Source organism: uncultured Psychromonas sp., from assembly GCF_947489755.1.
In the GTDB taxonomy this organism is placed as follows: Bacteria; Pseudomonadota; Gammaproteobacteria; order Enterobacterales; family Psychromonadaceae; genus Psychromonas.
In genome coordinates, this window is sequence record NZ_CANLFB010000002.1 from 84,325 (window position 1) to 107,536 (window position 23,212).

The window sequence follows — 23,212 nt, forward strand, 5'->3', positions numbered from 1 at the left end:
TCCCCGCGATACTAGATAAAAAGACATCTGGCTCTAACGATCTCTTTATAGGTCGCATATTATTTGAGATGATAAAGAAGCATAACCTTATTCAAATAGTTTATATCGTTAGGTTTTATGTAAAAATAGTTAATGAATATGTTTAAATGAGTGCTTTGAATTTCTCTTTCCATGAAGGTCAATTATTTAAAATGAATCATATGAGCGTAATGAATTTATCATATGGCTAATATTAAGGAATAAAAATATGACAGCGAATCAACACCCCGTAGTATTAATTACTGGCGCAACATCTGGATTTGGTTTAGCAACGGCAAAAAAGTTTGCTGAGCATGGTTATCCAGTGATTTTAACGGGTCGAAGAGAAGAGCGTTTACAAGCCCTCAGTAGTGAACTTTCATCACTGACTGATGTGCATTATTCTGTGTTAGATGTAAGGGATAGTGAGGCAGTGACAACGGTCGTTAATAGCCTTCCTGAGCGATTTAAACAGGTCGCTATTTTAGTCAATAATGCAGGGTTAGCATTAGGTGCGGAGTCAGCAGATAAAGCAAAACTATCAGACTGGCATACCATGATCGATACTAATGTGACCGGCTTAGTTAACGTCACACACAGTTTGTTATCTGTGTTAAAAGCACAACAGTCTTCAACGATTATCAATCTTGCGAGTATTGCTGGTAATTGGCCTTATCCGGGAAGCCATGTTTATGGTGCGAGTAAAGCGTTTGTTGCCCAGTTCTCAAGAAACTTACGCAGCGATTTTGCCGGAACAGGCGTTCGAGTGACAAGCTTAGAACCTGGTTTATGTGAAAGTGAATTTAGCTTGGTGAGATTTAATGGCGATCAAGATAAATACGATTCTATTTATGAAGGAACGAATGCAATACAACCTGAAGATATCGCTAATATTATATTTTGGATTGCTGAACAACCTGCGCATATCAACATTAATAGTTTAGAAGTTATGCCAACGTCTCAAGCGTGGGATAGTTTTAAAATCGTTAAGCAATAAAAGTGAATTAAGCACAACGTAGGGCATAGTTAATATGCTAGAGAGCAGTTTATTGTTGTGGATTTTAGTGCTGACGGCACGAAAATGAGAAAGAAGGTTGATATATTGATCGATATATCAACCTCACCAAAAGGAAATGCTTTTAGTAAAACGTGACAGATTAATTTGGAATGTTAATCGAAGTTAAGTATTTCACTTCTTCCATCACTACATAGGTTTTAGAGCTTTTTATATCAGGTAACGATAAAAACGTTTCACTCAGTACTTTGCGGTATGCCGACATATCCGCCACACGCGTTTTTAATAAATAGTCAAAATCACCGGAGACAAGGTGACATTCTAATATCGAATCTAACTTTTTTGCCGCTTCATTAAAACGCTCAAATACATCAGCACTAGAACGTTTAAGTGTTAGCTCAATATAAACTAAGAGCGATGCATCTAAGTATTGAGGATCAAGTAAAGCCGTGTACGATTTAATTACTTTTTGTTTTTCTAAACGTTTTACTCTTTCTAAACAAGGAGTAGGGCTAAGTCCTACTTTATGAGAAAGCTCAACATTAGAAATCCTGCCATTCTTTTGCAACTCTCGTAATATATTACGATCAATTCTATCTAGTGACATCGACTGTATCCAAACTCTATATCAGAGTAATTAACTGCTGTAAGACTAAAAGTTAGTATCATAATCTATTAATTTTAAAATTAATAAATAAATAGAGTAAATTAAACTATTTATTTATACATATTCTGTCTCTACAAGCTATTTATTAAATAATAAAAGGTCGATAAATAGGCAGTTTTGTTATTAGCACTGCAATGCCCGTAATTATATTTTTTATAGTAATAAATTAGAGAATTGCACTGATGAATGGAGTTCAAGTTACATTAAATTGCTTAGCTATTTTATTTTGACTCAGCCTATTTTCTTTAGGGCATAAATCTGGCATTGTTATTGGTAGGTCAGTTGTTTATATGTTTTCATTGTTGCATCTCTTGCCGGAGAAAAAGCGATAAGCCTATATTCAGCTGACCGTTTTTCTACCAGTTTCAAGTTATGCACTTATGATCTGACTCCAAGGGAGTGGCGATAATAAGTTTTCGTTTACGCTATCCTGCAATATTAACTACAACACGACCACGTACTTTACCCGAGATCAGTTGCTCTGCAGTGTCGATTGTCTCGTCTAACGTAATTTCTTTGGCGATATCATCAAAAACAGCAGGCTCTAAAATAGTAGCAAGGCGTTCCCATGCTTCAATTCTATCGGCAGTAGGGCGCATAACACTATCAATACCTGCTAACGTTACACCACGTAAAATAAATGGCATAACCGTTGTTGGTAAATCCATACCTTGTGCTAATCCACAAGCAGCCACCACGCCACCGTATTGTAGACTTGCACAGACATTCGCAAGGGTATGACTGCCAGCAGAATCAATAGCTGCTGCCCAACGTTCTTTTCCTAAAGGACGTCCCGGTTCTGTTAATGTTGCTCGGTCAATAACTTCTGCCGCGCCTAGTTTTTTAAGATAGTCCGACTCTTCAAGACGACCTGTTGATGCGACAACGTGATAACCTAGTTTGGCTAATATCGTAATAGCAAAGCTCCCTACGCCACCATTTGCGCCCGTGACTAAAATGTCACCTTTATCTGGTGTGATGCCATTTTTCTCTAATGCAATCACACATAGCATCGCGGTGTAGCCAGCAGTACCAATTGACATCGCTTGGCGAGCTGAAAATGCTTTCGGTAGAGGGATTAACCATTCACTTTTTAAGCGGGCTTTTTCTGCTAAACCACCACAATGCGTTTCACCAACGCCAAAACCATTTAATAAAACGTTATCACCTACTTTAAATTGCTCGTTGTCACTCTGTTCAACGGTGCCCACTAGGTCAATGCCAGGTACCATTGGGAAACTGCGAACGACTGGGCCTTTACCTGTAATAGCAAGAGCATCTTTGTAATTTAACGTGCTATAAGCGACTTTAATGATGACATCACCTTCTGGTAACACACTGTCATCAATGTCTTTTACTGCAGATCTGTAACCCTGTTCATCTTTCTCGATCAAAATACCTTTGAACATATTTACTCCTTTTAGACCGATCGTCTATTAAAAATTAAAATTATTTAATTGCTACTATTTAAATAAAAGGACTATTTAAATAAAAGAACTACTTAATTAAAAGTGTTTCCTAGCTGCAAACCTAGGAATGCGAAATATTAAGCTTTAAAAATCAATGATATTCATCGAGGTAAACTAGCGATGAAGTTATCGAAATAGTTATCTAATGGCGCGATGCTTTTTACTAATCGTGTGCGACTTACTGCACCCTCCCAACCAATCCAGAAGCATTCTGCTAACTTTTTGCAATCGGTGCTTTGCGATAGATCATGGTTTGCTTTGGCTATCTCCAAACAATCTGCGATGCGATTTTGCCATTCCATAAAAACGTTGATTAATACAGGTCTAAAGCTTTCAGGTAAAAGATCTACCTCTTGACCTAAATTACCAATTAAACAACCACGTTTAAAGTGATGACGCTCTAATCCTGTTTTAGCGTTATTAGCAAAGTTTTTAATTCGAATAAGAGGCGGAGTATTCACATCTAATAAATAAGTATCTAGCTTATTAGCGAAGTAATTTGCATAGCTTTCTATGACCGCTAAACCAAAAGCTTCTTTACTTGGAAAGTAATGATAAAAAGATCCTTTCGGTACGCCGACTCTTTTTAAAATAGGATCGATACCAGAAGAGGCAAAGCCATTTTCAGTTAATTGTTCAAGACCACTGCGAATTAATTCTGCTTTAGTATCACGATTTTCCTGTGCATTCTTTAATGGTCGACCACGTCGTGGTTTTGTTGTCATTGATGTCATAGAGTTTCAATAAGTGATGCCATGCAAGTATAATAGACCGATCGTCTATAAAAATGCAATAGCTTGTAATAGTGAGTTTTTTAAATAGTAAAATAGCGTAATGCGGAATTAGGTGGGGCTTTGCTTATTTATGAATTAAGTTGTTTATATTCAGTTACTTATATTAAAGTAAAAGGAGCGGATAATTTATACTTAGATTTTTCGCTCCTTTTTAGTGATATTTATTAGATGGATTATGCTTCATTGATCTGTTTATAGTGACTCGAAAAATCAATAAATCGGTCAGCTGGTAGGGGTTTGCTAAAGTAGTAACCTTGTACATAGTCACACCCTAATTCCTCTAATATAGTGAGTTGCTCTGTTATTTCAACACCTTCTGCAACCACATCTAACCCTAGACTATGAGCAATCGCAATGCTGGCTTTTACTAGATCGCGATCTTCTTTGTTTTTAGTGATGCCATTAATAAAGCTTCTATCAATTTTTAACACATCAAAATCATATTGGCGTAAATAACTAAGCGAAGAATAGCCTGTCCCAAAGTCATCCATTGATAATTTAATACCTAACTGCTGTAATGCTTGTAATGCATCTGAAATATAAGCTTGGCCTGTCATCAACACACCTTCAGTAATTTCTAGCTCTAAACTACTTGCTTTAATTTGGGCTTGTTCAAGCGATCCTTTAATAAAATCAATCAGGTTTTTATCTCTAAATTGGCGAGGAGATAAATTTACAGCAATAGTATATTGCTCATTATCAACATGTTGCCATTCATTTAAAAAGTTAAGTGCTTGTTTAACAACGAATTCACCAATGGCGATGATCAATCCAGTATGTTCTGCAATCGGAATAAACTCGTCAGGAGTAATATTACCTAATGCGGCACTATGCCAACGAAGTAATGCTTCTGCACCAATGACTTTATTTGTTTTTACATCAAATTGAGGTTGGTAATAAACTTCAAATTCATCACGTTCTAGCGCGCCATGCATCTGCTCTTCAATTTCAAAACGACGTATCATTGCGGTATTCATTTCTTTAGTAAAAAATGAATACGCATTACGTCCTAATGATTTCGCTTGATACATCGCGGTATCTGCATTGCGTAATAAATCTGATACCGTCTGTCCATTTTCGGGTGAAATCGCGATACCAATACTTAAGGTGAGGATCAACTCTCGACCATCAATTTGAAAAGGTTCTCTAAATACTTGTAGTAAATTTTCAGCAATTGTTAGTGGATCATTTTTATCGTTTAAACCTTGTGACAAGACAATAAACTCATCGCCACCTAAACGGCCTATTGTATCCTCTTTACGCATTGCTCTGGTTAATCTAAGTGCTGATTCTATTAATAATTTATCGCCTACTTCATGGCCTAACGAATCATTTACTTTTTTGAAGTCATCCAAATCTAGAAAAAAGACGGCTATGTTTTGATTATTTCTCTCAGAGTCCAATATCATCTGTGATAAACGATCAAGTGCTAAAAAGCGGTTAGGCAACAGTGTTAATGCATCATAGTAAGCGTGTCTGCGTATTACTTCAGAAGATTTATGCTGCTCGGTAATATCTCGAACAATTGTTAGTATTTGTTCATATTGTGGTAAATAGCTCATACGAGCTTCAAAGTACGTCACACCATGCGGTAGTGTTAATTCATATTCAAACGTTAATGCGCCTGTATGATTTATTACTTTTTTTAGGTAACGACTAAATACTTTAGATATATCTAAAGGTAACGTTTCGCTGATGGCGCTACCTACAAGTTCTTCGGAGGGAATATATAAATTTTTGTGGTTACTTGCATAGTAATCGATGATGGTGCCATTTTTTTCCATCAAGAAAAATAAGTCTGGCGTAGCTTCAAAAATGGTTTCAAGCATGTGTTCTTTAAAGACAACTTGAGCTTGAGCATATCGAATATCAGTTAGATTGATATCAACACAATACATCTGTCTTTTGTTAAATTGATTGGTAAACATGACATGACTTGAAAATACATTAACGTCATTACCATCTTTATCGCATAAAGTCATTTCTGAGGCAGGAATTTCTATATCTTTTTTTACCCAATCTTGATGCGCTGCAATGACAAACTCAGACATTGGAGAGGGAATAATCAGTTTTTCTATTTTTGTGCCTAAAGCCTCTTCTTTACTGAAACCATAAAGCTTTTCACTACCGGTATTCCAATATATAACACGACGATCTTCATCGTAGCCTTGCACGGAAATAGCATCCACAGCATCAAACAACTGATGTAACGTATCATTAGTCGTATTTTGATTGGCAAGTAGATTACTGATTTCTATCGATCTCATATATTGGGCTCATATTAGATTTAATAAAAACTGATGTTATATACATACTATATCTTAATAGCTACTTTTTCATTATTAAATTATATTTTTATGATCATAAACAAGGCTATTTAAGATAAATTGTGGTTAGTTAAATACTTAAATAAATGATGGTTAAAGTGAATATATACGCTCAAGTTTTTGATATTGCAGGTCGGATATTTTGGTTATAGTTTACTTTGGGGTTGGTTCATCTTCGGTTATCGAGGCTTTATTAAAATATTTTGCTTGGGATTTAGCCTGTTGACGACTTCATTTTCTTGGAGGTAGGTTCAATCCATCAATCCATCAATCCATCAATCCACTAGCCTCAACTAATCCAAACATCCTGTTTGTCTTTACTAAAAAATAAGAGACTTACTTGGGAAAGCTCAACGGCGGGGGAGTGGTACCTACATTTGCTAATGTATTAAGCTTAGCTTTTGTTGAATGACGTTTAATTGAATAATGTTTTGGTGTTATTGATTCGTCTGCGCTCATCGAGTCATGTTGATATTTATTCGCATTTTTTTCGCCCTGTCGGCGACATACTTTTTCTTACCAGAAGAATAAAGTAAGCAAAAAGACTGGCTCCCAATTCGTTTTTTATTCTGAATCAATAACTGCCTTCTTAACGCACCGTTCATACGCCACATCCCTGTGGCGCACTGAACTAGCAACGGCATCCCTGCCTTAGCTTACTGAAGTCATTTATTGATTCAGAAAAACTCAACGGAAGGTTTGTAGCAGCCACATTGAGTGATGTTTTAGGTTTAAATTATTAAAGGCATTCATTGCTATTTTATTCAAGTTTTCAAAGCCTCGATTAGTCTTTCGGCATTGATCTTTCTTAGATATATTGCGAGACTACTTCTATACAATACGTACTATTACTTTGAATTATGTTCAACGGCTAAGTCTATTTTTTGCTTTTCTTTAATATCAGACCATTTGTTACCCGTTTCGATGCCCGAGACTCTTTCTTCATACTTACGACAGGCTCTTGCTAAAACGGCTTTGGTATCAATACCGATCTCTTTTTCTAACGCAGTCAGAATATTAAGGTAATCCCAAAGAACATCCCCTAATTCATCCTCTAAATAACACTGTCGGGATTTAGGTAATTCTTCTATAACTTCATCTACTTCACTTTTAATTTCTGCAAGGTAAGTCTCAGCACCATTTGACCATGTACTGGTTTCATCAAAAATAGCTTTACGCTTCGCAATATCAAGTAATTTATCGAACTCTTTCATAAAACCTCTTTGGCACATAATGCATGTTAAATGGAATACTTATTGTCTAAAGCTACTCTCTAAAACTATCATCTGTGATGAGATGTAGGAGCAATGATATCGACTTACCAATAGTACATTTTAAAATAAGATAACAATAAGAATATAGCTAACCAAAAGATGCCAGCCAACCACATAATTATCTTTTTCTCTCGGGTTGGATACTCCTCTGTATACAGAACAACAGCATAACAACACACAGGAAAGAGTTGAAAAAGCTGTCCTGCAGAACGGTTATTCATACCCATAAAAGGAGGGACATAAAAATAGATAGCACCATAAATAGCAATCAAAACAGTGGCTAATATTCGTCTAAAATTGAATGGCTCACAGCCTTCCGTCACATAAGAAAAAAATGCCAATGCACAGAGGACTAGCACGAGAAATATCAATGTAATACCTTAATGTTATCACTCTGAGTGAAACTATATTTATAGAACATTATGCACCAACGTAGGAAATATCTAATTAATCGTTTCGGAAAGCTCAACGGCGGGGGAGTTGTAGCCACATTTGCTAATGTCTTAAGCTTAGGTGTTGTTGGTTCGTCTATGCTCATCGAGGCTCTATGAATAATTGTTGCTGGGTGTTTCGCCTTGTCGGCGCCCCTACTTTCTTTGAACAGCAAAGAAAACCATTTTTATAAAAAACAATGTTTATAAAAAGCTAAAGAAAGCTGTCACCGAATCGCTTGGGAAAGCTCAACGGCGGGTAGCCGTAGCCACATTGAGTATCGAACTTTATTATTAACTATTTGATATTATTAAGCTCAACCATTGGATGTCCCGTACTTTGTTTTATGCTGCCAATACACCTTCAGTCTTTGTTGGTATTTTATTTATAGAAGACTCATACATACCCTTATAGTCTCCTTCAACAACGTCTGTAATTACTACCTCGACATCAAAAGACTTTAAAAGACCCATTTTTTCATCATCTATTTGATTGGTGTAAAAGTATATTTTATTTGAAACTAAACCGTCGGCTACAAAGCGAGCTCGTTTATTAAGCACCCACCAAAGATCAGTTTCACTATAATCTAAAGACAGACCTACGATATGAACATTACTAGAAAAAAATAGGTCAACCCATGACGTAAAACAATACTTCTCAGATTTCAGTTTATCTTGCATAGAAGCTACAGAAACGCTTTGACCAGAAACGGTATGCTTATAAGTACCTTTAACATAGGAGTCGATTTTACTTACTGAACCACAATAATGATCTAATCCCAACATTATTGATTTGGGATGCTCTATTTCACCATGAATATTCCAGAGATATTTAGAACCACTCTTGGTTGAATATTTCCTCTTCCGACGCAAGCTATAAATTTCCTCTGTACTCAATTTTTCAGGTGATATATTAAGTGCTTTTTCAAAAGCATAATCGTAATTAGTAGTTAAGTAATTTTCTACGTCCACTGACGCTAGCAATTCAAATATTTCATTTGAACCTTGAGATTTCATCGCTTTAGCGATGCTATTTTTTATTTTTAGTTCATCTGCTTTGTGGCTCTTGTTAGCCACATGATGTTCCATGAAAATGCGTTCATAAACCATCGTGTTTGGAAGGTTACCATTGTCAAAAATGTTTGAACCTTTGATGTTATTTAGTAAATTATCCCAACTAACAGCATTATCAGAAAGTCGATTTATTCCATTTCCAAAAAGTACAGTATTACGCATAACGATCCTTAATAAATATAACGCTGCAATAAGCAGACTAAAATAGTGGGTTAAAGTATGTAGCGAAACTAAGTGTATCCCATTGCTTTAATTAGGTTTAGTTGCCTTGTTATGTTTTAAATGAACGTTTCATTAAGCTGCACGTGTACTTCGTTGTTAAAAGTCGTTACTGATACTTTGTCATTATCTGTTAACTTTTTGCCTAATAATTTTTGAGCTAATATTTCAGCTTCTTTTCCACCCAAAGAAGCCTCAGAGGTTAAGCCTCCTTCTTTTGCAGAAATTTTTAACATATCAGTATCAGTTTCTTGTGCTTTTAAAGACCATGATGAGCTGTCCATGCTCAATTGGTAAACTTGCCATGACTCATTTTGAGCAAGTTCTTTTAAACTGTTATCAGTTACTTGTGATTCTGAGGGATTAGAATTGATTAATGGGTTTCTAACTCCAAGAAATACTTCTTTTATAGATTGCTTTTTTGTATATAGTTTTAACCCATCAATATAATTACATCCAATTTGGGGAGCAATTAATCTAGAGATAGAATTAAATGATCGAAATGGGTGAGATTGAAATACAGCGCTAGTAACAAAAAATGAATCCGATATTTTAACAATTCTCACTTCCTCCTCATACACCCAAGTTGCGTGTTTCGTAAGGAACATTTTCCTAATAGATACGCTCAGATTATTAAGTTCTTCTTTATCAAAAGGGGCATCAACAGTTTTTAAGTAAATATTATGAACGTCTTGATTTGTAATCTGAGTTGGTGTCTTAGTATTGGTGTACAATACATCACCTTCATCAACAGGTATCAGATTAAACTCCCTACTTGTAAAAAATTCATCGTCAACATCATAACCAATTACGAAACCAGTATGTTCTTCTCCATAATGAGCCCACATTAACGGATTAAGAGGAGTTCGAGTTAAAGAAAGAATATCAACAGATTTTTTTATTTCTTTGATTTTATCCTCAATTTTTCCTTCCGTTTCATTGTCGCTATTTGAAAAATATGTACACTCAAATGGATCATTAAAATTATCTGGCTTTCTAAACCCTAATCGTTGACTCCTTAGCGCAGCAAGACCAGCATTAAAACCATAATATTTATATAGAATCATTGTATCGGAGCCTTTTTAAAACATAACAGTGTAATTAAATAGAATAATTCCGTATTTTCCGTGGGAATACGGAATATATTAATTTGGTAATTTTTTCAACAATACGCTACTGCAACAGTAAATCAAAAGTTTAAAGTTACCTTTAACCTTAAATCAAATATTAATCATGTAGATAGGTGGGATTATTCCGCATTAATCACGGAAAGACAGAATGAGGTTTATTGTTTATATTTAACATGGATTTTTATTTTATTACTGGAGTAATAATAAACTCTATATGGCTGCATCAATTTCCCATTTTAGTTTTTCTGAATCAATCACTGCCTTTAGCAAGCTAAGGCAGGGAATGCCGTTGCTAGCTCAGAGCGCGGCAGGGAAGCCGCGTATGAGCGGTGCGTTAAGAGGGCTGTTATTATTATATTTTCAAAAGAGTAGATTAAAAAACGATATGGGTGAGTTTCTTTTGGTTCTGTTTTCTTTGTTCGTATAAAGAATCTTGCTTATTTAGAGTGTTAATAAAAATCAAACAGCCTCAACGAGCGCAGCGAAACATTACCCAATGTGGCTACAACTCCCCGCCGTTAAGCTTTCCCAAGTAATTCATTCATTTTTAGTAAAGCCAAACAGGATGTTTGGATTAGTTGAGGCTAGTGCATGGATGCACGCCCGAAACGGTACGATAAAAATGAGTGGATTACTTGGATCAGAAAGCGATCCGGTGACAGTCTTTTTGCTTACTTTTTCTGCTGTTCAGAAAAAGTAAAGTCGCCGCAAGGGCGAAACACCAAGCTGGAGATATCAATGTGCCTCGATGAGCGAAGACGAATCTTACTTTTAAAACTCACCAACGTTCTAAAATATACACTCCCACGGAGACCATGGATACGAGAAAAAAGGATCAACCAGCAATCCTTTGCTGCATCATCCCTCTAAGATCCTAATCGAAATCGCCGCCGCCGACGTCCTATTATCAACTCCTAACTTCTTATAGATCTGCTCTAAATGTTTGTTCACTGTTCGTGGGCTCATTTCCAAAATTTGCGATATTTCCCAACTGGTTTTCCCATACGATACCCAATACAACACTTCTGACTCACGTTTGGTGATCGGGAGATTATCTTTCAAATCCTGTGCTGATTTTTGCGTCTTATTTTGTACAATGCGCAATAAATGCATTTGTTGCTGTTGGCGTTCGTAGGCAATACTCATCTTTTCTGAAAAACAGTTCACGGTTAATTCTTTGCTCGTGTCGCCTAATAACCAACTTTCGATTAATGTCGCTAAGGTTGCCCACGGGCTTGCGTCGCCTTTGGAAATATCATCTACCAGTTCATGTACATGTGGCGTTGCCCAAGATAGGCGACCTAATTGGCTAACACAAAATACTGTTTTGCCTGCGTGGTCTAAGGCATCTTGTGCACTCAATGCGAGTTTGGCGGTTTCAACATGACGTTTAATGCGCACAATCACCTCGTCGGGCGAAATAGGTTTGGTGACATAATCCACACCGCCAGCTTCAATACCTTTCACAATGTCTTCAACGTCGGTTAACCCTGTCATGAAGATAATCGGCGTGTTGGGTAAGAGTTCTTTTAAACGGCGGCAGGTTTCAAAGCCATCCATTTCTGGCATCATCGCATCTAATAACACCACATCTGGCGGTACTTTTTCTGCGATGGCCAGCGCTTGTTGCCCACTTAAGGCCACTAATGCGGTATAACCTTGACTGTTCAGTGCCACATTGAGCATGCCTAATGATTCTGGTGAATCATCGACAACTAATACAACATCACTGCTTTTATGATCCATGGTTTAACTCGTTTAAATATTCAATAATTTTAGGGAAATTACAGACTTCAACATACTCAAGTATCTGCGATGCACTGTCTTCTGGGTAGTGATATTCAGCTTGTATCTCTTCAAATTTATTCTTAAAACCAGATAGGTAACCAATCTCTGCGAGAGCAATTAATGCTTGGTATTGCTCGCTAGTCACACTTGGTTTATTGGTGTTGGTGGTGTTGTTGGTTGTTACATTATCTGTGTTTTTATATTGCCACTGTACGTCTAATAATTGTGCTATTTTACCTAATAGTGCGTCTAAATTGAGAGGCTTGGCAATATAGCCATTATGGTAACCTTCAGCTTGGAGATTGTATTCCGCATCACGCGCATTGGCTGACACCATTAATACCGGCATTTGATAATGTTGCTCACGCATATTTTTTACCATTTCCCAGCCGTTAATGTCAGGCATTTGTACATCCATCAATACTAGGTCAATATCGTTTTCTTCTAATAACGTGAAACCTTGCTGTGCATGCTCTGCTAATAATACGTTAAAACCAATTGGATCTAATAAATTGAGCATCAGATCTCGTTGGTGTTTATTGTCATCTACTACTAATACGGTTTGTGTTTCTCCGTTATAGCCGACGGCTTCTGATTTAGTCAGTTCTGGCTCTTTAGGATCTTTGTGTAGCTTAAATAGCATCAGCTTGAAGTTGAAGGTTGAGCCTTGGCCAACACTGCTCGTTAGACTTATTTCACCGCCCATTAATTCGGCTAATGAACGAGAGATCGTTAATCCTAACCCTGTCCCTCCGATAGATTGAGTGTGAGTATTACGGATTTGCTCAAAGGGTTTGAATATTAAATCTTGGTTACTTTTAGCGATGCCTGCCCCAGTATCAATAATGCTAAAGTTGGCAACTTCACTGCGGTAGGTGACTTTAAAGGTAACGGATCCTTTTTCTGTGTACTTAATGGCATTAGAAATCAAGTTGATCAATATTTGTCTAAAGCGTTGTTTATCGGTCGCCACATAATCAGGTAGATTAGCACTGGCAATGTAATGGAATTTAATACCTTTTTTGCTGGCTTGCATTTGAAACATGTCCACCAGCTGCTGCAAAATCGCTTTCAGGTTAAACTCATCACGTTGCAAAGTCACTCTGCCCGCTTCAATCTTAGAGACTTCTAATAAGCTTTCAATTAAGTCGGCTAAATGCTCTCCGTTACGTCTCACAATGGCAATACTTTCACGTTGTTTTAGCGGTAATACTTCGTCTCGCATTAACAGTTGTGCGTAGCCTAACAACACATTAAGTGGAGTACGTAATTCATGACTTAACGCGGCTAGATAACGGCTTTTTGCTTCATTGGCTGATTCCGCGACTTCTTTTGCGCTTTGTAATGCTTCTGAGGTTTGTTCGTGCGCATCCACCTCTTTGGCTAAGGCTTTGGTTTGTGAACGTAATTCTTTTAAGGCACTTTGATTACCGTGGCGTGCAAGAATAAACAACCAACTGACGATGCCAATAATGATGATTAATAAGAAGAATATCTTAATTAACGTACTGGCAAACACCTGTTTTACCGCTACGTCATCAAGTGGAACTTGTAGGTATACCAACACTAAGATCGTCGCGCCGATCAGGCTTAACCCTAATGTTAGAACGATGAATTGCATCAGCGGAGTGGTTAATACTTTCAGTACTTTAGCACTTAAAAAACGCGTGAAAAAATCATGTGCTTGTTCTGAAAGGGTGGCGTCTGGACGACATTGATCTGAGCAGCGTACATCAAGGCTACAACATAATGAACAAATGGCTTTGCCATAAGCAGGGCAGAAAGTGATGTCTTCATGGTCAAAGCTGTTTTCACAGATATGGCACTGCGTAAATTGTTTGATTTCAGGTTGTTGGTTGGCTGCTAAATAGTATTTTCCTTTGGTTAGCCACCCAATCAACGGCACGGTAATAAAAGGCAAAAAGCAGGCAATAAAAGACGCTAATGCTTCAATGGTTTCACCATAAATTCCCATGTGTGCGGTAAAGCCTGCGACTGATGCAATCAACATTGAGCCAACGCCTACAGGGTTAATATCATAAAGGTGTGAGCGTTTAAATTCGATATGGCGTGGGCTGATACCTAGCGGTTTATTGATGATGAGGTCTGCAACGACTGAGCTTAACCAAGCTAATACAATCACCGAATAAACAGACAACATACTCGCGATAGTTTGGTATATACCAAGTTCCATCAGTAATAGGGCAATGGCAACATTAAACACCATCCACACCACGCGACCTGGATGATTGTGTGTCACGCGTGAAAAGAAGTTAGACCAGGCGAGTGAACCGGCATAAGCATTCGCAACGTTAATTTTTAGCTGCGATAGCACCACAAAAGTACAGGCGATAAAAACACTGATAGAAGGGTTATCGAATACATAGCTATAAGCCAGCTGGTACATGTGTGCGGGATCGCTGGCAAGATGTGGTGCAACACCTTGTTTTAATGCAAAGTAGGCTAAGAAAGATCCTAAAAATAGTTTAAGTGCACCAAATAACATCCAACCTGGGCCACCTGCAATCAGTGCTAACCACCATCGCCAAGCGCCTTTTTTAGGCTTTTCTGGTAAGAACCTTAAGAAGTCGACTTGCTCTCCTATTTGCGCGACCAGTGCTAACAATACGGCAGAAGCGCCACCAAATAATAAGAGATTAAATGAGCCACCTGATTCGCCGGCTTCACCAGTAAAACTTACCCAGTCACTGAATTGTGTATCGTTGTGGGTAAACACAAAGAATAGCGGCAGCAGTTGTAATGCTACCCAAATAGGTGATGTCCATACTTGAAAGCGACTAATATAGGTAATGCCGTGGGTGACTAAGGGAATAATTAATAAAGTACTGACGATATACCCTGCGGGTAAAGGTAAGCCAAATAGTATTTTTAATGCCATCGCCATAATGGCAGCTTCAAGTGCAAAAAAGATAAAGGTAAAAGAGGCGTAAATAAGTGAGGCAATGCTGGAGCCCATATAACCAAAGCCAGCCCCTCGGCTGAGTAAGTCAATATCGACACCGTATTTGGCAGCATAATAGCTAATGGGTAACCCGGTTAAAAATACAATCAAAGTCACTGCTAAAATTGCCCACGCTGAGTTTTCAAAGCCAAAATTTAGTGTGATGGCTCCGCCAATCGCCTCTAAAACAAGAAACGAAACAATCCCAAGCGCAGTCATAGAGATGCGGTTTAATGACCACTTTCGCGCTCGTTTCGCAGTAAAGCGCAGCGCAAAATCTTCCATCATCTCATTGGCAACAAGCTTGTTGTAAGTTCTACGTGCTTTAATTATTTTTTGGTTTGATTGCATGACTGCTTCTTTCGCTATTGATTGGCTATCCGTATCCGTACCCGTACTAATAACTACTTAGCTCTTAGCATATCTCGCGCGCGTACCTTACTTCAATAGGTGTTGTTTTTATATGCGCATAATTGCGTAGTCTATTGCGCGCTTTTGCGCATTTATTGCTTGCGCTTATTACTGGATACTAATCCCACTTGAAATAGGTTGGGATTGAGATTTTTATTCCGTTAAAAAGATTAATCATTGGATGCTAAAAAGGGAAAGGAACTATCTATGAAACTGAAGAAACTAATTGTTGCAAGTTCGATTGTTGCAACGGGCTTAATGACTAACTTTGCTTATGCTGCTGACAGTATCAAGGTCGGTGTTTTACATTCTTTATCAGGTACGATGGCGATTAGTGAAACCACACTAAAAGATACTGTATTGATGATGATTGAAGATCAAAATGCAAAGGGTGGTTTATTAGGTAAAAAACTTGAGCCTGTGGTCGTTGACCCCGCGTCGAATTGGCCATTATTTGCAGAAAAAGGTCGCGAGTTATTAGCAAAAGATAAAGTTGATGTTATTTTCGGTAGCTGGACTTCAGTTTCTCGTAAATCAGTATTACCTGTGCTTGAAGAGCTTAACGGTTTAATGTTCTACCCAGTTCAATACGAAGGTGAAGAGTCGTCTAAAAACGTATTCTATACGGGCGCTGCGCCAAACCAGCAAGCGATTCCTGCTGTTGATTACCTTATTAACGACATTGGCGCTGAACGTTTTGTCTTGTTAGGTACCGATTATGTTTACCCACGTACGACGAACAAAATCTTAGAAGCTTACTTAATGGCACAAGGCGTTAAGTCTGAAGATATCATGATTAACTACACGCCATTTGGTCATTCAGATTGGCAGAACATTGTTGCTGACGTGAAGCGTTTTGGTTCTGAAGGCAAACAAACTGCTGTAATTTCTACAGTAAACGGCGATGCAAATATTCCATTTTACAAAGAGTTAGGTAACCAAGGTATTTCTGCTGAAGATATCCCTGTTATTGCATTTTCTGTCGGTGAAGAAGAGCTATCTGGTTTTGATGCTAAACCGTTAGTGGGTCACTTAGCTGCTTGGAACTATTTCCAAAGTGTTGAAACAGAAGAGAATGAAGCGTTTATTGCACAATGGAAAAAATACATTGGTGATGACAAGCGTGTAACAAATGATCCAATGGAAGCAACTTATATTGGTTTCAAAATGTGGGTTAAAGCTGTTGAGAAAGCCGGTACTACTGATGTTGACGCAGTTGAGCAAGCGATGATCGGTATTGCTATTCCTAACTTAACGGGCGGTATTGCGGTAATGAACCCTAACCATCATTTATCTAAGCCAGTATTAATTGGTGAAATCCAAGAAGATGGTCAGTTTGAAGTGGTTTGGGAAACACCAGATACTGTGATTGGTGATGCATGGTCAGACTTTTTACCAAGCTCTAAAAACCTAGTCTCTGATTGGACTGCTCCAATCAAATGCGGCAACTTTGATGTCACTACTGCAAAATGTTCTGGTCAACAATTTTAGTCATAACGTTCTAACTTATTAATTTACATCATGTCATTAATTTCATGTAGCTAAATGTAAGAACGATTCGATGGGAGGCTCAGCCCTCCCATTTTTATGGACTGAAGAAATCAATATTAAGGAACAGCTCATGTTGCGTCTACTTCCCCTTTTACTTCTCTTTGTTATGTCATTCAACGCCTCTGCTGCTGTTGGTGAAACACAACAATCAGTTCTTCCTGCATTAGTTGAGCAGTTACCCAATACTAAATTAAACAAAATGGCGCTATTGATTGAACAAATCGCAGCGACATCAACACCACAAGTCAGTGATATTTTACAACCTTTGATGGACGGTGATTTATATTACCTTAAAGCCAATAAACGCGTTGTTTCTGTCTTTAAAAATCAACAAAAACAATATGAATTAACGGATGTATTAACTGCTGAAGTGTTGCCAGCGGTGAGTAAATCAGCGATTAAAAAAGTGAGAACCAATAATCGTCTGCGTGGCCAAATTCGTGATTTATTAGCTAACTTAGATTTAACCAATGCAGATGCGGATACTCGTATCGCTGCTTTAAAACAATTATTAGATAACCCAAACCAAGCGGGTTTGAGTGCGGTTAATAAATTAATAAAAAGCGAGAAGGACGATGATGCTCGTGAGTTAATGTCAGTTATTTTATTACTCGATCAATTAGAAACAGGCACAATATCGGAGAAGCTTTCTGCGGCTAAGCAACTTGGAGATCGTTTAGAACCTACGGTTAAAAATGCGTTGGTTAAAGAATTAGATAGGTTTTCTACTGAATCAACATCAAACGATTCAACATCTACTGATAATGACTCTAGCAGCGCAGAAGCAAAAGAACTTAAAACAGTATTAACCAATGCAATAGACAGCATTGAGCAACAAGCCAGTGTGTTTAGCTTAGCGGAGAATCTATTCTTCGGATTAAGCCTTGGCTCAGTATTATTGCTCGCGGCGATTGGTCTGGCTATCACCTTTGGTGTGATGGGCGTGATCAATATGGCGCACGGTGAAATGATGATGCTAGGCGCTTATACGACTTATGTTATCCAACAAACTTTCCCAAATTTAATCGAATACTCGTTATTAATGGCCGTGCCTGCTGCATTCCTTGTGTCTGGTTTTGTCGGTGTATTAATCGAACGTGGTGTGATTCGTTTCTTAAAAGGGCGTCCTTTAGAAACGTTACTGGCTACCTTTGGTATTAGCTTAATCTTACAACAATTAGTACGTTCGGTGTTCTCTCCGCTTAACCGTCAAGTGGAAGCACCACAATGGATGAGTGGTTCGTTAGAAATTAATCCTATCTTATCGCTGACTTACAACCGGTTATATATCATTTTATTTGCGTTAATGGTGTTCTTCTCATTATTAATGATTTTGAAAAATTCTTCATTAGGTTTACACGTTCGTGCTGTTTCTCAAAACCGAGATATGGCAAGAGCCTTGAGTGTTAAAAGCTCATGGGTAGATGCTATTACCTTTGGTTTAGGGTCTGGTATCGCAGGTGTTGCGGGTGTGGCATTAAGTCAGTTAACTAATGTAGGACCAAACTTAGGACAGGCTTATATCATCGATTCATTCTTAGTGGTGGTATTTGGTGGCGTAGGTAACTTATGGGGCACGTTAGTAGCAGCGATGACCATGGGGACATTTAATAAAATATTAGAGCCATCAATGGGGCCAGTACTTGCCAATATTATTGTGTTAGTAAGTTTAGTGTTGTTTATTCAAAAACGACCTAAAGGACTGTTTCCGCAAAAAGGGAGAGCGGCAGAATAATGAAAAATTTACTTAATTCACCTAGCGTGAACAATATAACCAAAAAAATGAGTAGTTTGCATTTTGTTATTGCGATCTTATTTGTCTCAACCTTGTATGTCACTGTGTGTAATTTAATGTTTGCTGAAGGATCGCTGCTGCATGTGAGCGATTACACGGTGAGCTTATTAGGTAAGTACCTTTGTTATGCCTTACTGGCTTTAGCCGTTGATTTAGTCTGGGGATATTGCGGTATTTTAAGCTTAGGCCACGGTGCATTCTTTGCCTTAGGTGGTTACGCAATGGGCATGTACTTAATGCGCCAAATCGGTGACCGAGGCGTTTACGGTAACCCAGAATTACCTGATTTTATGGTGTTCTTAAATTGGACTGAATTGCCTTGGTATTGGGCGGGATCTGATAACGCCTTGGTGATGATTCTATTAGTGTTTGCTGGTCCTGGTTTATTAGCTTATATCTTTGGCATGTTAGCGTTCCGTTCACGTGTAAGTGGTGTGTATTTGTCGATTATGACGCAAGCCATGACGTATGCATTGCTACTGTCTTTCTTCCGAAACGAGATGGGATTTGGTGGTAATAATGGTCTAACCGACTTTAAAGAGATATTTGGTTTTTCATTGCAGTCACCGGATACTAAATTAGCTTTATTTATCGCAACCGCTGTAATGTTAGCGATTGGATATGCTATCAGTCATTTTATTGTTAATTCAAAAATGGGCCGTGTCGTCACTGCGATTCGAGATGCAGAAAACCGTGTGCGTTTTGCTGGTTACAAACCTGAACATTATAAAGTCTGGATATTTGTTGTATCAGCTATGTTGGCGGGTGTTGCCGGTGCACTTTATGTGCCACAGGTTGGCATTATTAACCCGGGTGAATTTTCACCATTAAACTCGATTGAAATTGTTATTTGGGTTGCAATTGGTGGTCGAGGTACTTTGTATGGTGCATTGATAGGCGCGATTGTAGTGAGTTACGCCAAAACGCGCTTTACTGCAATTATGCCGGAAGCTTGGTTATTTGGTTTAGGCGGGTTATTTGTACTTGTTACCTTATTACTACCTAAAGGACTAGCGGGTTTAGTGATTAACTTGATGGATAAAATTGAATCATCAAGCAATAAACAAACAGCGTCATCAAACAGTAAGCCAACTACAGCATCAAAGATTGAAACTGCCGCGGAGAAAAAATAATGATAGTAGATAAACAAGGTTCACCGCTTTCATCAGCCGATAACTTAAGCCCAGATACGCGCCATGGCATGATTTTATACGTAGAAGATGTGAGTGTTAGTTTTGATGGTTTTAAGGCACTTAATGATCTTAATCTTTATATTGGAGATGGTGAGTTACGTTGTTTAATCGGTGCAAACGGCGCAGGTAAAACCACCTTAATGGATGTGATCACCGGTAAGACTCGCCCAGATAAAGGTAAGGTGAGTTTTGGTCAACAAATTGATTTGTTAGAGCTCGATGAGTCTGAAATTGCACGTGCTGGTATTGGTCGAAAATTTCAAAAACCAACGGTATTTGAAGCATTAAGTGTATTTGAAAATATCGAGTTAAGCCTGTCTGGAGACAAAGGGATCTGGACGTCTTTGTTCCACAAATTAAGTGGTGAACAAAAAGATAAAATCGATGAAGTGCTAAAAACCATTGGTTTAGAGCCTGAACGTAATTATCCCGCTGGGCGTTTATCTCACGGACAAAAACAATGGTTAGAGATTGGCATGTTATTAGCTGCTGAACCGCGCTTATTGTTAGTTGATGAACCTGTTACGGGGATGACCACGCAAGAAACTGAACGAACAGCAGAGTTATTGACGTCACTTGCAGGTAAGCATTCTGTGGTGGTAGTTGAACATGATATGGCCTTTGTACGTTCAATTGCTCGTAAGGTGACAGTGTTACATCAAGGCACAGTATTAGCTGAAGGTTCAATGGATGAAGTGCAAGCAAATAAAGATGTAAGAGAAGTTTATTTAGGCGAGGAGCAAGATTAATATGATTGAGTTAACATCAGTAGATCAAAAATATGGTGGTACCCAAATCCTATGGGATCTTAACCTTAAAATAGAAAAAGGGTCTCGTACTTGTATCATGGGGCGTAATGGTGTCGGTAAAACAACGTTATTAAAAACCATTATGGGATTGTTACCTATTAGCGCTGGTAGCTTAGTGATTAATGATAAGGATATGAGTAAAGGCAGCGTGGAGCAACGTCCTGAAATTGGTGTCGGTTATGTTCCTCAAGGTCGTCATATTTTTCCGCAGTTAACCGTGGAAGAAAACTTAAAGATTAGTCTCAATTGCTCAAGACAAAAAAGTAAAACCATTCCACATCATATTTATAAACTGTTTCCTGTTTTAAAGGAGATGTTACACCGACGTGGTGGAGATCTTTCTGGAGGACAACAACAGCAACTCGCTATTGCACGTGCGTTGGTGTTAAACCCAGATATTTTGATTCTTGATGAACCAAATGAAGGTATCCAGCCTAACATCGTGCAATTAATTCGAGATGTATTATTAAAGTTAAATAAAGAAGAAGGAATGACGATTATCTTGGTTGAGCAAAAACTGCCTTTTGCTCGTGCAGTTGGAGAGAATTTCCATATAATGGAGAAAGGACAAGTCGTTGCATCAGGTTTAATGGATGAACTCAACGACGATATAGTAGGTAAATACTTAGCGGTATAATACAAACTAGTTTAAGGGAAAAATGAATACAACAGTGGCAGCACCTATAAACTCAACATTAACAGCACCAGTGAAAAGTCACTGGCTTGCTCATTTGCTATTAGAATTCAGTAATACGCCCGTCGGAACCCAATTAACTCGTACTCAACGTAAAGGGCCGCTTTCAGTTCAAAAAGCCTTTTACCCAGAAGGGCGAGATTGTGCGCATATCTATCTGTTACATCCGCCTGCTGGCATCGTTTCTGGTGATGAATTACGTATTAGTGTGGCAGTGAAAGAGGACGCGCATTTACTGTTCACGACACCGGGAGCTGGGCGTTTCTATCGTGCACGAACCAACCTTGATATCGGCGATACAAAACAAGCACAAATCACTCAGTTAACCTTAGAAGCAAATGCGAAGTGTGAAAACTTTCCACAGGAAACCATTGTTTACGAAGGAGCCGATGGGTTTAATACGGTTGATATTAAGCTCACTAGCAGCAGTGTTTATCTTGGTTGGGATATTACTTGTCTTGGCTTACCTGATTCAGACGAGCCCTTCGTTAAAGGTAAATACTGTCAATTGAATCGCTTATATTGCGATGACACTTTGATTTACCATGATCGCATTGCATTATCTCCAGCTAACCAACTTTTAACGCATCCCGCTGGGTTAGCAAACAACAGTGTCTTTGCGACTTTTTTAGCTTATGCACCGCAAAGATTACAACAACCACAGCAACGTGCTGAATTAGTTTCGTTATTACGTGACACAGTAAATCAACAAAATGCCCAGTCGTTTATCAGCATTAGTGATATTGATGGTTTATTAGTGATCCGCTATTTAGGAGCACATGCACAACAATGTAAACAATTGTTTATTAGTTTGTGGGAAGTATTACGGCCTTTATTAGTCGATAAAGCGGCGATACAGCCGAGAATTTGGCATACCTAAAAAATATTTTGTATAGAAAAAGATTTCATTATTAACAGCTTGGCCTAAATAAAAAGAGAAAATGATATGGATTTATTACCAAGAGAAAAAGACAAGTTACTGCTTTTTACTGCGGCATTATTAGCAGAGCGTCGTTTAAAACGTGGTGTAAAACTAAATTATCCTGAAGCGATGGCCTATATCTCAATGGAGATCATGGAAGGTGCTCGAGACGGAAAAAGCGTTGCAGAAATGATGGATTACGGCCGTACGTTATTAACCCGTGATCAGGTAATGGATGGCATTGCTGAGCTTATTCCTGACGTACAAGTTGAAGCGACTTTCCCCGATGGGACGAAGTTAGTCACTATCCATAACCCAATTATTTAATGGAGTCGCTTATGATCCCCGGCGAAATAAAAACCGATAGCGGTAATCGAGAGCTCAATGTTGGTCGCGAACAATTAAAAGTGACGGTCGCAAATTCAGGTGATAGGCCTATCCAAGTAGGCTCTCATTATCACTTTTACGAAGTAAATCGCGCGTTAGTTTTCGATCGTGAAATCACCAAAGGTTATCGTCTAGATATTACCTCAAGTACTGCGGTTCGCTTTGAACCCGGACAAAAGCGAGATGTTACGCTTATTCCTTATCGCGGTAAGCGCCGTGCTTTTGGCTTCCGTGGTGACATTCAGGGCGACATTGATGGTAAGAAAGAGGGAGAACAATAAC

General features: G+C 38.3%; 19 protein-coding genes. 9 read left to right on the forward strand and 10 right to left on the reverse strand.

What is annotated here, in order from left to right; translation table 11 throughout:
• Positions 1-247: 247 nt before the first annotated feature.
• Complete coding sequence (locus Q0794_RS01570; protein ID WP_298939676.1) at positions 248-1,015, forward strand: SDR family NAD(P)-dependent oxidoreductase; 768 nt, start codon at positions 248-250, stop codon at positions 1,013-1,015.
• 160 nt (positions 1,016-1,175) lie between these two features.
• Here Q0794_RS01570 and lrp read toward each other — a convergent pair whose 3' ends face one another.
• From lrp to Q0794_RS01620, 10 genes are all read right to left on the reverse strand, one after another.
• Positions 1,176-1,640, reverse strand: a complete 465-nt coding sequence (gene lrp / locus Q0794_RS01575; protein ID WP_298939678.1) for a leucine-responsive transcriptional regulator Lrp — start codon at positions 1,638-1,640, stop codon at positions 1,176-1,178.
• Between the two features lie 485 nt (positions 1,641-2,125).
• Positions 2,126-3,109, reverse strand: coding sequence for an MDR family oxidoreductase (locus tag Q0794_RS01580; protein WP_298939680.1), 984 nt, complete (start codon positions 3,107-3,109; stop codon positions 2,126-2,128).
• Positions 3,110-3,270: 161 nt separating this feature from the next.
• Entirely contained in the window at positions 3,271-3,903 is a 633-nt protein-coding gene (locus Q0794_RS01585; protein ID WP_298939682.1) for a TetR/AcrR family transcriptional regulator, read from the reverse strand.
• A 233-nt stretch (positions 3,904-4,136) separates the two neighbouring features.
• Positions 4,137-6,230: a bifunctional diguanylate cyclase/phosphodiesterase gene (locus Q0794_RS01590; protein WP_298939684.1), complete on the reverse strand. Its 2,094-nt coding sequence runs from the start codon at positions 6,228-6,230 to the stop codon at positions 4,137-4,139.
• Positions 6,231-7,138: 908 nt separating this feature from the next.
• Positions 7,139-7,504, reverse strand: coding sequence for a MazG nucleotide pyrophosphohydrolase domain-containing protein (locus tag Q0794_RS01595; RefSeq protein WP_298939686.1), 366 nt, complete (start codon positions 7,502-7,504; stop codon positions 7,139-7,141).
• A 104-nt stretch (positions 7,505-7,608) separates the two neighbouring features.
• Entirely contained in the window at positions 7,609-7,935 is a 327-nt protein-coding gene (locus Q0794_RS01600) for a hypothetical protein (RefSeq protein ID WP_298939688.1), read from the reverse strand.
• A 405-nt stretch (positions 7,936-8,340) separates the two neighbouring features.
• Entirely contained in the window at positions 8,341-9,231 is an 891-nt protein-coding gene (locus Q0794_RS01605) for an SIR2 family protein (RefSeq protein WP_298939690.1), read from the reverse strand.
• 116 nt (positions 9,232-9,347) lie between these two features.
• Entirely contained in the window at positions 9,348-10,355 is a 1,008-nt protein-coding gene (locus Q0794_RS01610; protein ID WP_298939691.1) for a DUF2971 domain-containing protein, read from the reverse strand.
• A gap of 921 nt (positions 10,356-11,276) precedes the next feature.
• Positions 11,277-12,164 carry a response regulator transcription factor gene (locus tag Q0794_RS01615; protein WP_298939693.1) on the reverse strand — a complete coding sequence of 296 codons (888 nt, stop codon included), beginning with the start codon at positions 12,162-12,164 and terminating at the stop codon, positions 11,277-11,279.
• Positions 12,154-15,519 (reverse strand): ATP-binding protein, encoded by a 3,366-nt coding sequence (locus Q0794_RS01620; RefSeq protein WP_298939695.1) that lies wholly within the window; start codon positions 15,517-15,519, stop codon positions 12,154-12,156. The genes Q0794_RS01615 and Q0794_RS01620 overlap by 11 nt, the downstream gene beginning before the upstream one ends.
• Before the next feature lie 267 nt (positions 15,520-15,786).
• Here Q0794_RS01620 and urtA point away from each other — a divergent pair, with 267 nt between their 5' ends.
• The 8 genes from urtA (at position 15,787) to Q0794_RS01660 (ending at position 23,211) form a co-directional block, all read left to right on the forward strand.
• Positions 15,787-17,070, forward strand: a complete 1,284-nt coding sequence (gene urtA / locus Q0794_RS01625) for an urea ABC transporter substrate-binding protein (RefSeq protein ID WP_298939697.1) — start codon at positions 15,787-15,789, stop codon at positions 17,068-17,070.
• A 130-nt stretch (positions 17,071-17,200) separates the two neighbouring features.
• A complete protein-coding gene (urtB, locus tag Q0794_RS01630; protein WP_298939699.1) occupies positions 17,201-18,865 on the forward strand; it encodes an urea ABC transporter permease subunit UrtB in 1,665 nt (554 codons plus the stop codon).
• Complete coding sequence (gene urtC, locus Q0794_RS01635; protein WP_298939701.1) at positions 18,865-20,058, forward strand: urea ABC transporter permease subunit UrtC; 1,194 nt, start codon at positions 18,865-18,867, stop codon at positions 20,056-20,058. Before urtB ends, urtC begins: the two co-directional genes overlap by 1 nt.
• Complete coding sequence (urtD, locus tag Q0794_RS01640; protein ID WP_298939703.1) at positions 20,058-20,867, forward strand: urea ABC transporter ATP-binding protein UrtD; 810 nt, start codon at positions 20,058-20,060, stop codon at positions 20,865-20,867. The genes urtC and urtD overlap by 1 nt, the downstream gene beginning before the upstream one ends.
• 1 nt (position 20,868) lies before the next feature.
• Positions 20,869-21,564 carry an urea ABC transporter ATP-binding subunit UrtE gene (gene urtE / locus Q0794_RS01645; RefSeq protein ID WP_298939704.1) on the forward strand — a complete coding sequence of 232 codons (696 nt, stop codon included), beginning with the start codon at positions 20,869-20,871 and terminating at the stop codon, positions 21,562-21,564.
• Between the two features lie 22 nt (positions 21,565-21,586).
• A complete protein-coding gene (locus Q0794_RS01650; protein ID WP_298939706.1) occupies positions 21,587-22,501 on the forward strand; it encodes an urease accessory protein UreD in 915 nt (304 codons plus the stop codon).
• A gap of 66 nt (positions 22,502-22,567) precedes the next feature.
• On the forward strand, positions 22,568-22,870 hold the full coding sequence (locus tag Q0794_RS01655; protein ID WP_298939708.1) for an urease subunit gamma: 303 nt from the start codon (positions 22,568-22,570) through the stop codon (positions 22,868-22,870).
• A gap of 11 nt (positions 22,871-22,881) precedes the next feature.
• Entirely contained in the window at positions 22,882-23,211 is a 330-nt protein-coding gene (locus tag Q0794_RS01660; RefSeq protein ID WP_298939710.1) for an urease subunit beta, read from the forward strand.
• Position 23,212: the final 1 nt, after the last annotated feature.

Coding starts and splice junctions, on each gene's coding strand:
- Q0794_RS01595 (WP_298939686.1), bottom strand. CDS start 7,504: ATGAAAGAGTTCGATAAATTACTTGATATTGCGAAGCGTAAAGCTATT.
- Q0794_RS01590 (WP_298939684.1), bottom strand. CDS start 6,230: ATGAGATCGATAGAAATCAGTAATCTACTTGCCAATCAAAATACGACT.
- Q0794_RS01610 (WP_298939691.1), bottom strand. CDS start 10,355: ATGATTCTATATAAATATTATGGTTTTAATGCTGGTCTTGCTGCGCTA.
- Q0794_RS01570 (WP_298939676.1), top strand. CDS start 248: ATGACAGCGAATCAACACCCCGTAGTATTAATTACTGGCGCAACATCT.
- Q0794_RS01655 (WP_298939708.1), top strand. CDS start 22,568: ATGGATTTATTACCAAGAGAAAAAGACAAGTTACTGCTTTTTACTGCG.
- urtA (WP_298939697.1), top strand. CDS start 15,787: ATGAAACTGAAGAAACTAATTGTTGCAAGTTCGATTGTTGCAACGGGC.
- Q0794_RS01585 (WP_298939682.1), bottom strand. CDS start 3,903: ATGACATCAATGACAACAAAACCACGACGTGGTCGACCATTAAAGAAT.
- urtC (WP_298939701.1), top strand. CDS start 18,865: ATGAAAAATTTACTTAATTCACCTAGCGTGAACAATATAACCAAAAAA.
- Q0794_RS01605 (WP_298939690.1), bottom strand. CDS start 9,231: ATGCGTAATACTGTACTTTTTGGAAATGGAATAAATCGACTTTCTGAT.
- lrp (WP_298939678.1), bottom strand. CDS start 1,640: ATGTCACTAGATAGAATTGATCGTAATATATTACGAGAGTTGCAAAAG.
- Q0794_RS01580 (WP_298939680.1), bottom strand. CDS start 3,109: ATGTTCAAAGGTATTTTGATCGAGAAAGATGAACAGGGTTACAGATCT.
- urtD (WP_298939703.1), top strand. CDS start 20,058: ATGATAGTAGATAAACAAGGTTCACCGCTTTCATCAGCCGATAACTTA.
- Q0794_RS01620 (WP_298939695.1), bottom strand. CDS start 15,519: ATGCAATCAAACCAAAAAATAATTAAAGCACGTAGAACTTACAACAAG.
- urtB (WP_298939699.1), top strand. CDS start 17,201: ATGTTGCGTCTACTTCCCCTTTTACTTCTCTTTGTTATGTCATTCAAC.
- Q0794_RS01650 (WP_298939706.1), top strand. CDS start 21,587: ATGAATACAACAGTGGCAGCACCTATAAACTCAACATTAACAGCACCA.
- Q0794_RS01615 (WP_298939693.1), bottom strand. CDS start 12,164: ATGGATCATAAAAGCAGTGATGTTGTATTAGTTGTCGATGATTCACCA.
- urtE (WP_298939704.1), top strand. CDS start 20,869: ATGATTGAGTTAACATCAGTAGATCAAAAATATGGTGGTACCCAAATC.
- Q0794_RS01660 (WP_298939710.1), top strand. CDS start 22,882: ATGATCCCCGGCGAAATAAAAACCGATAGCGGTAATCGAGAGCTCAAT.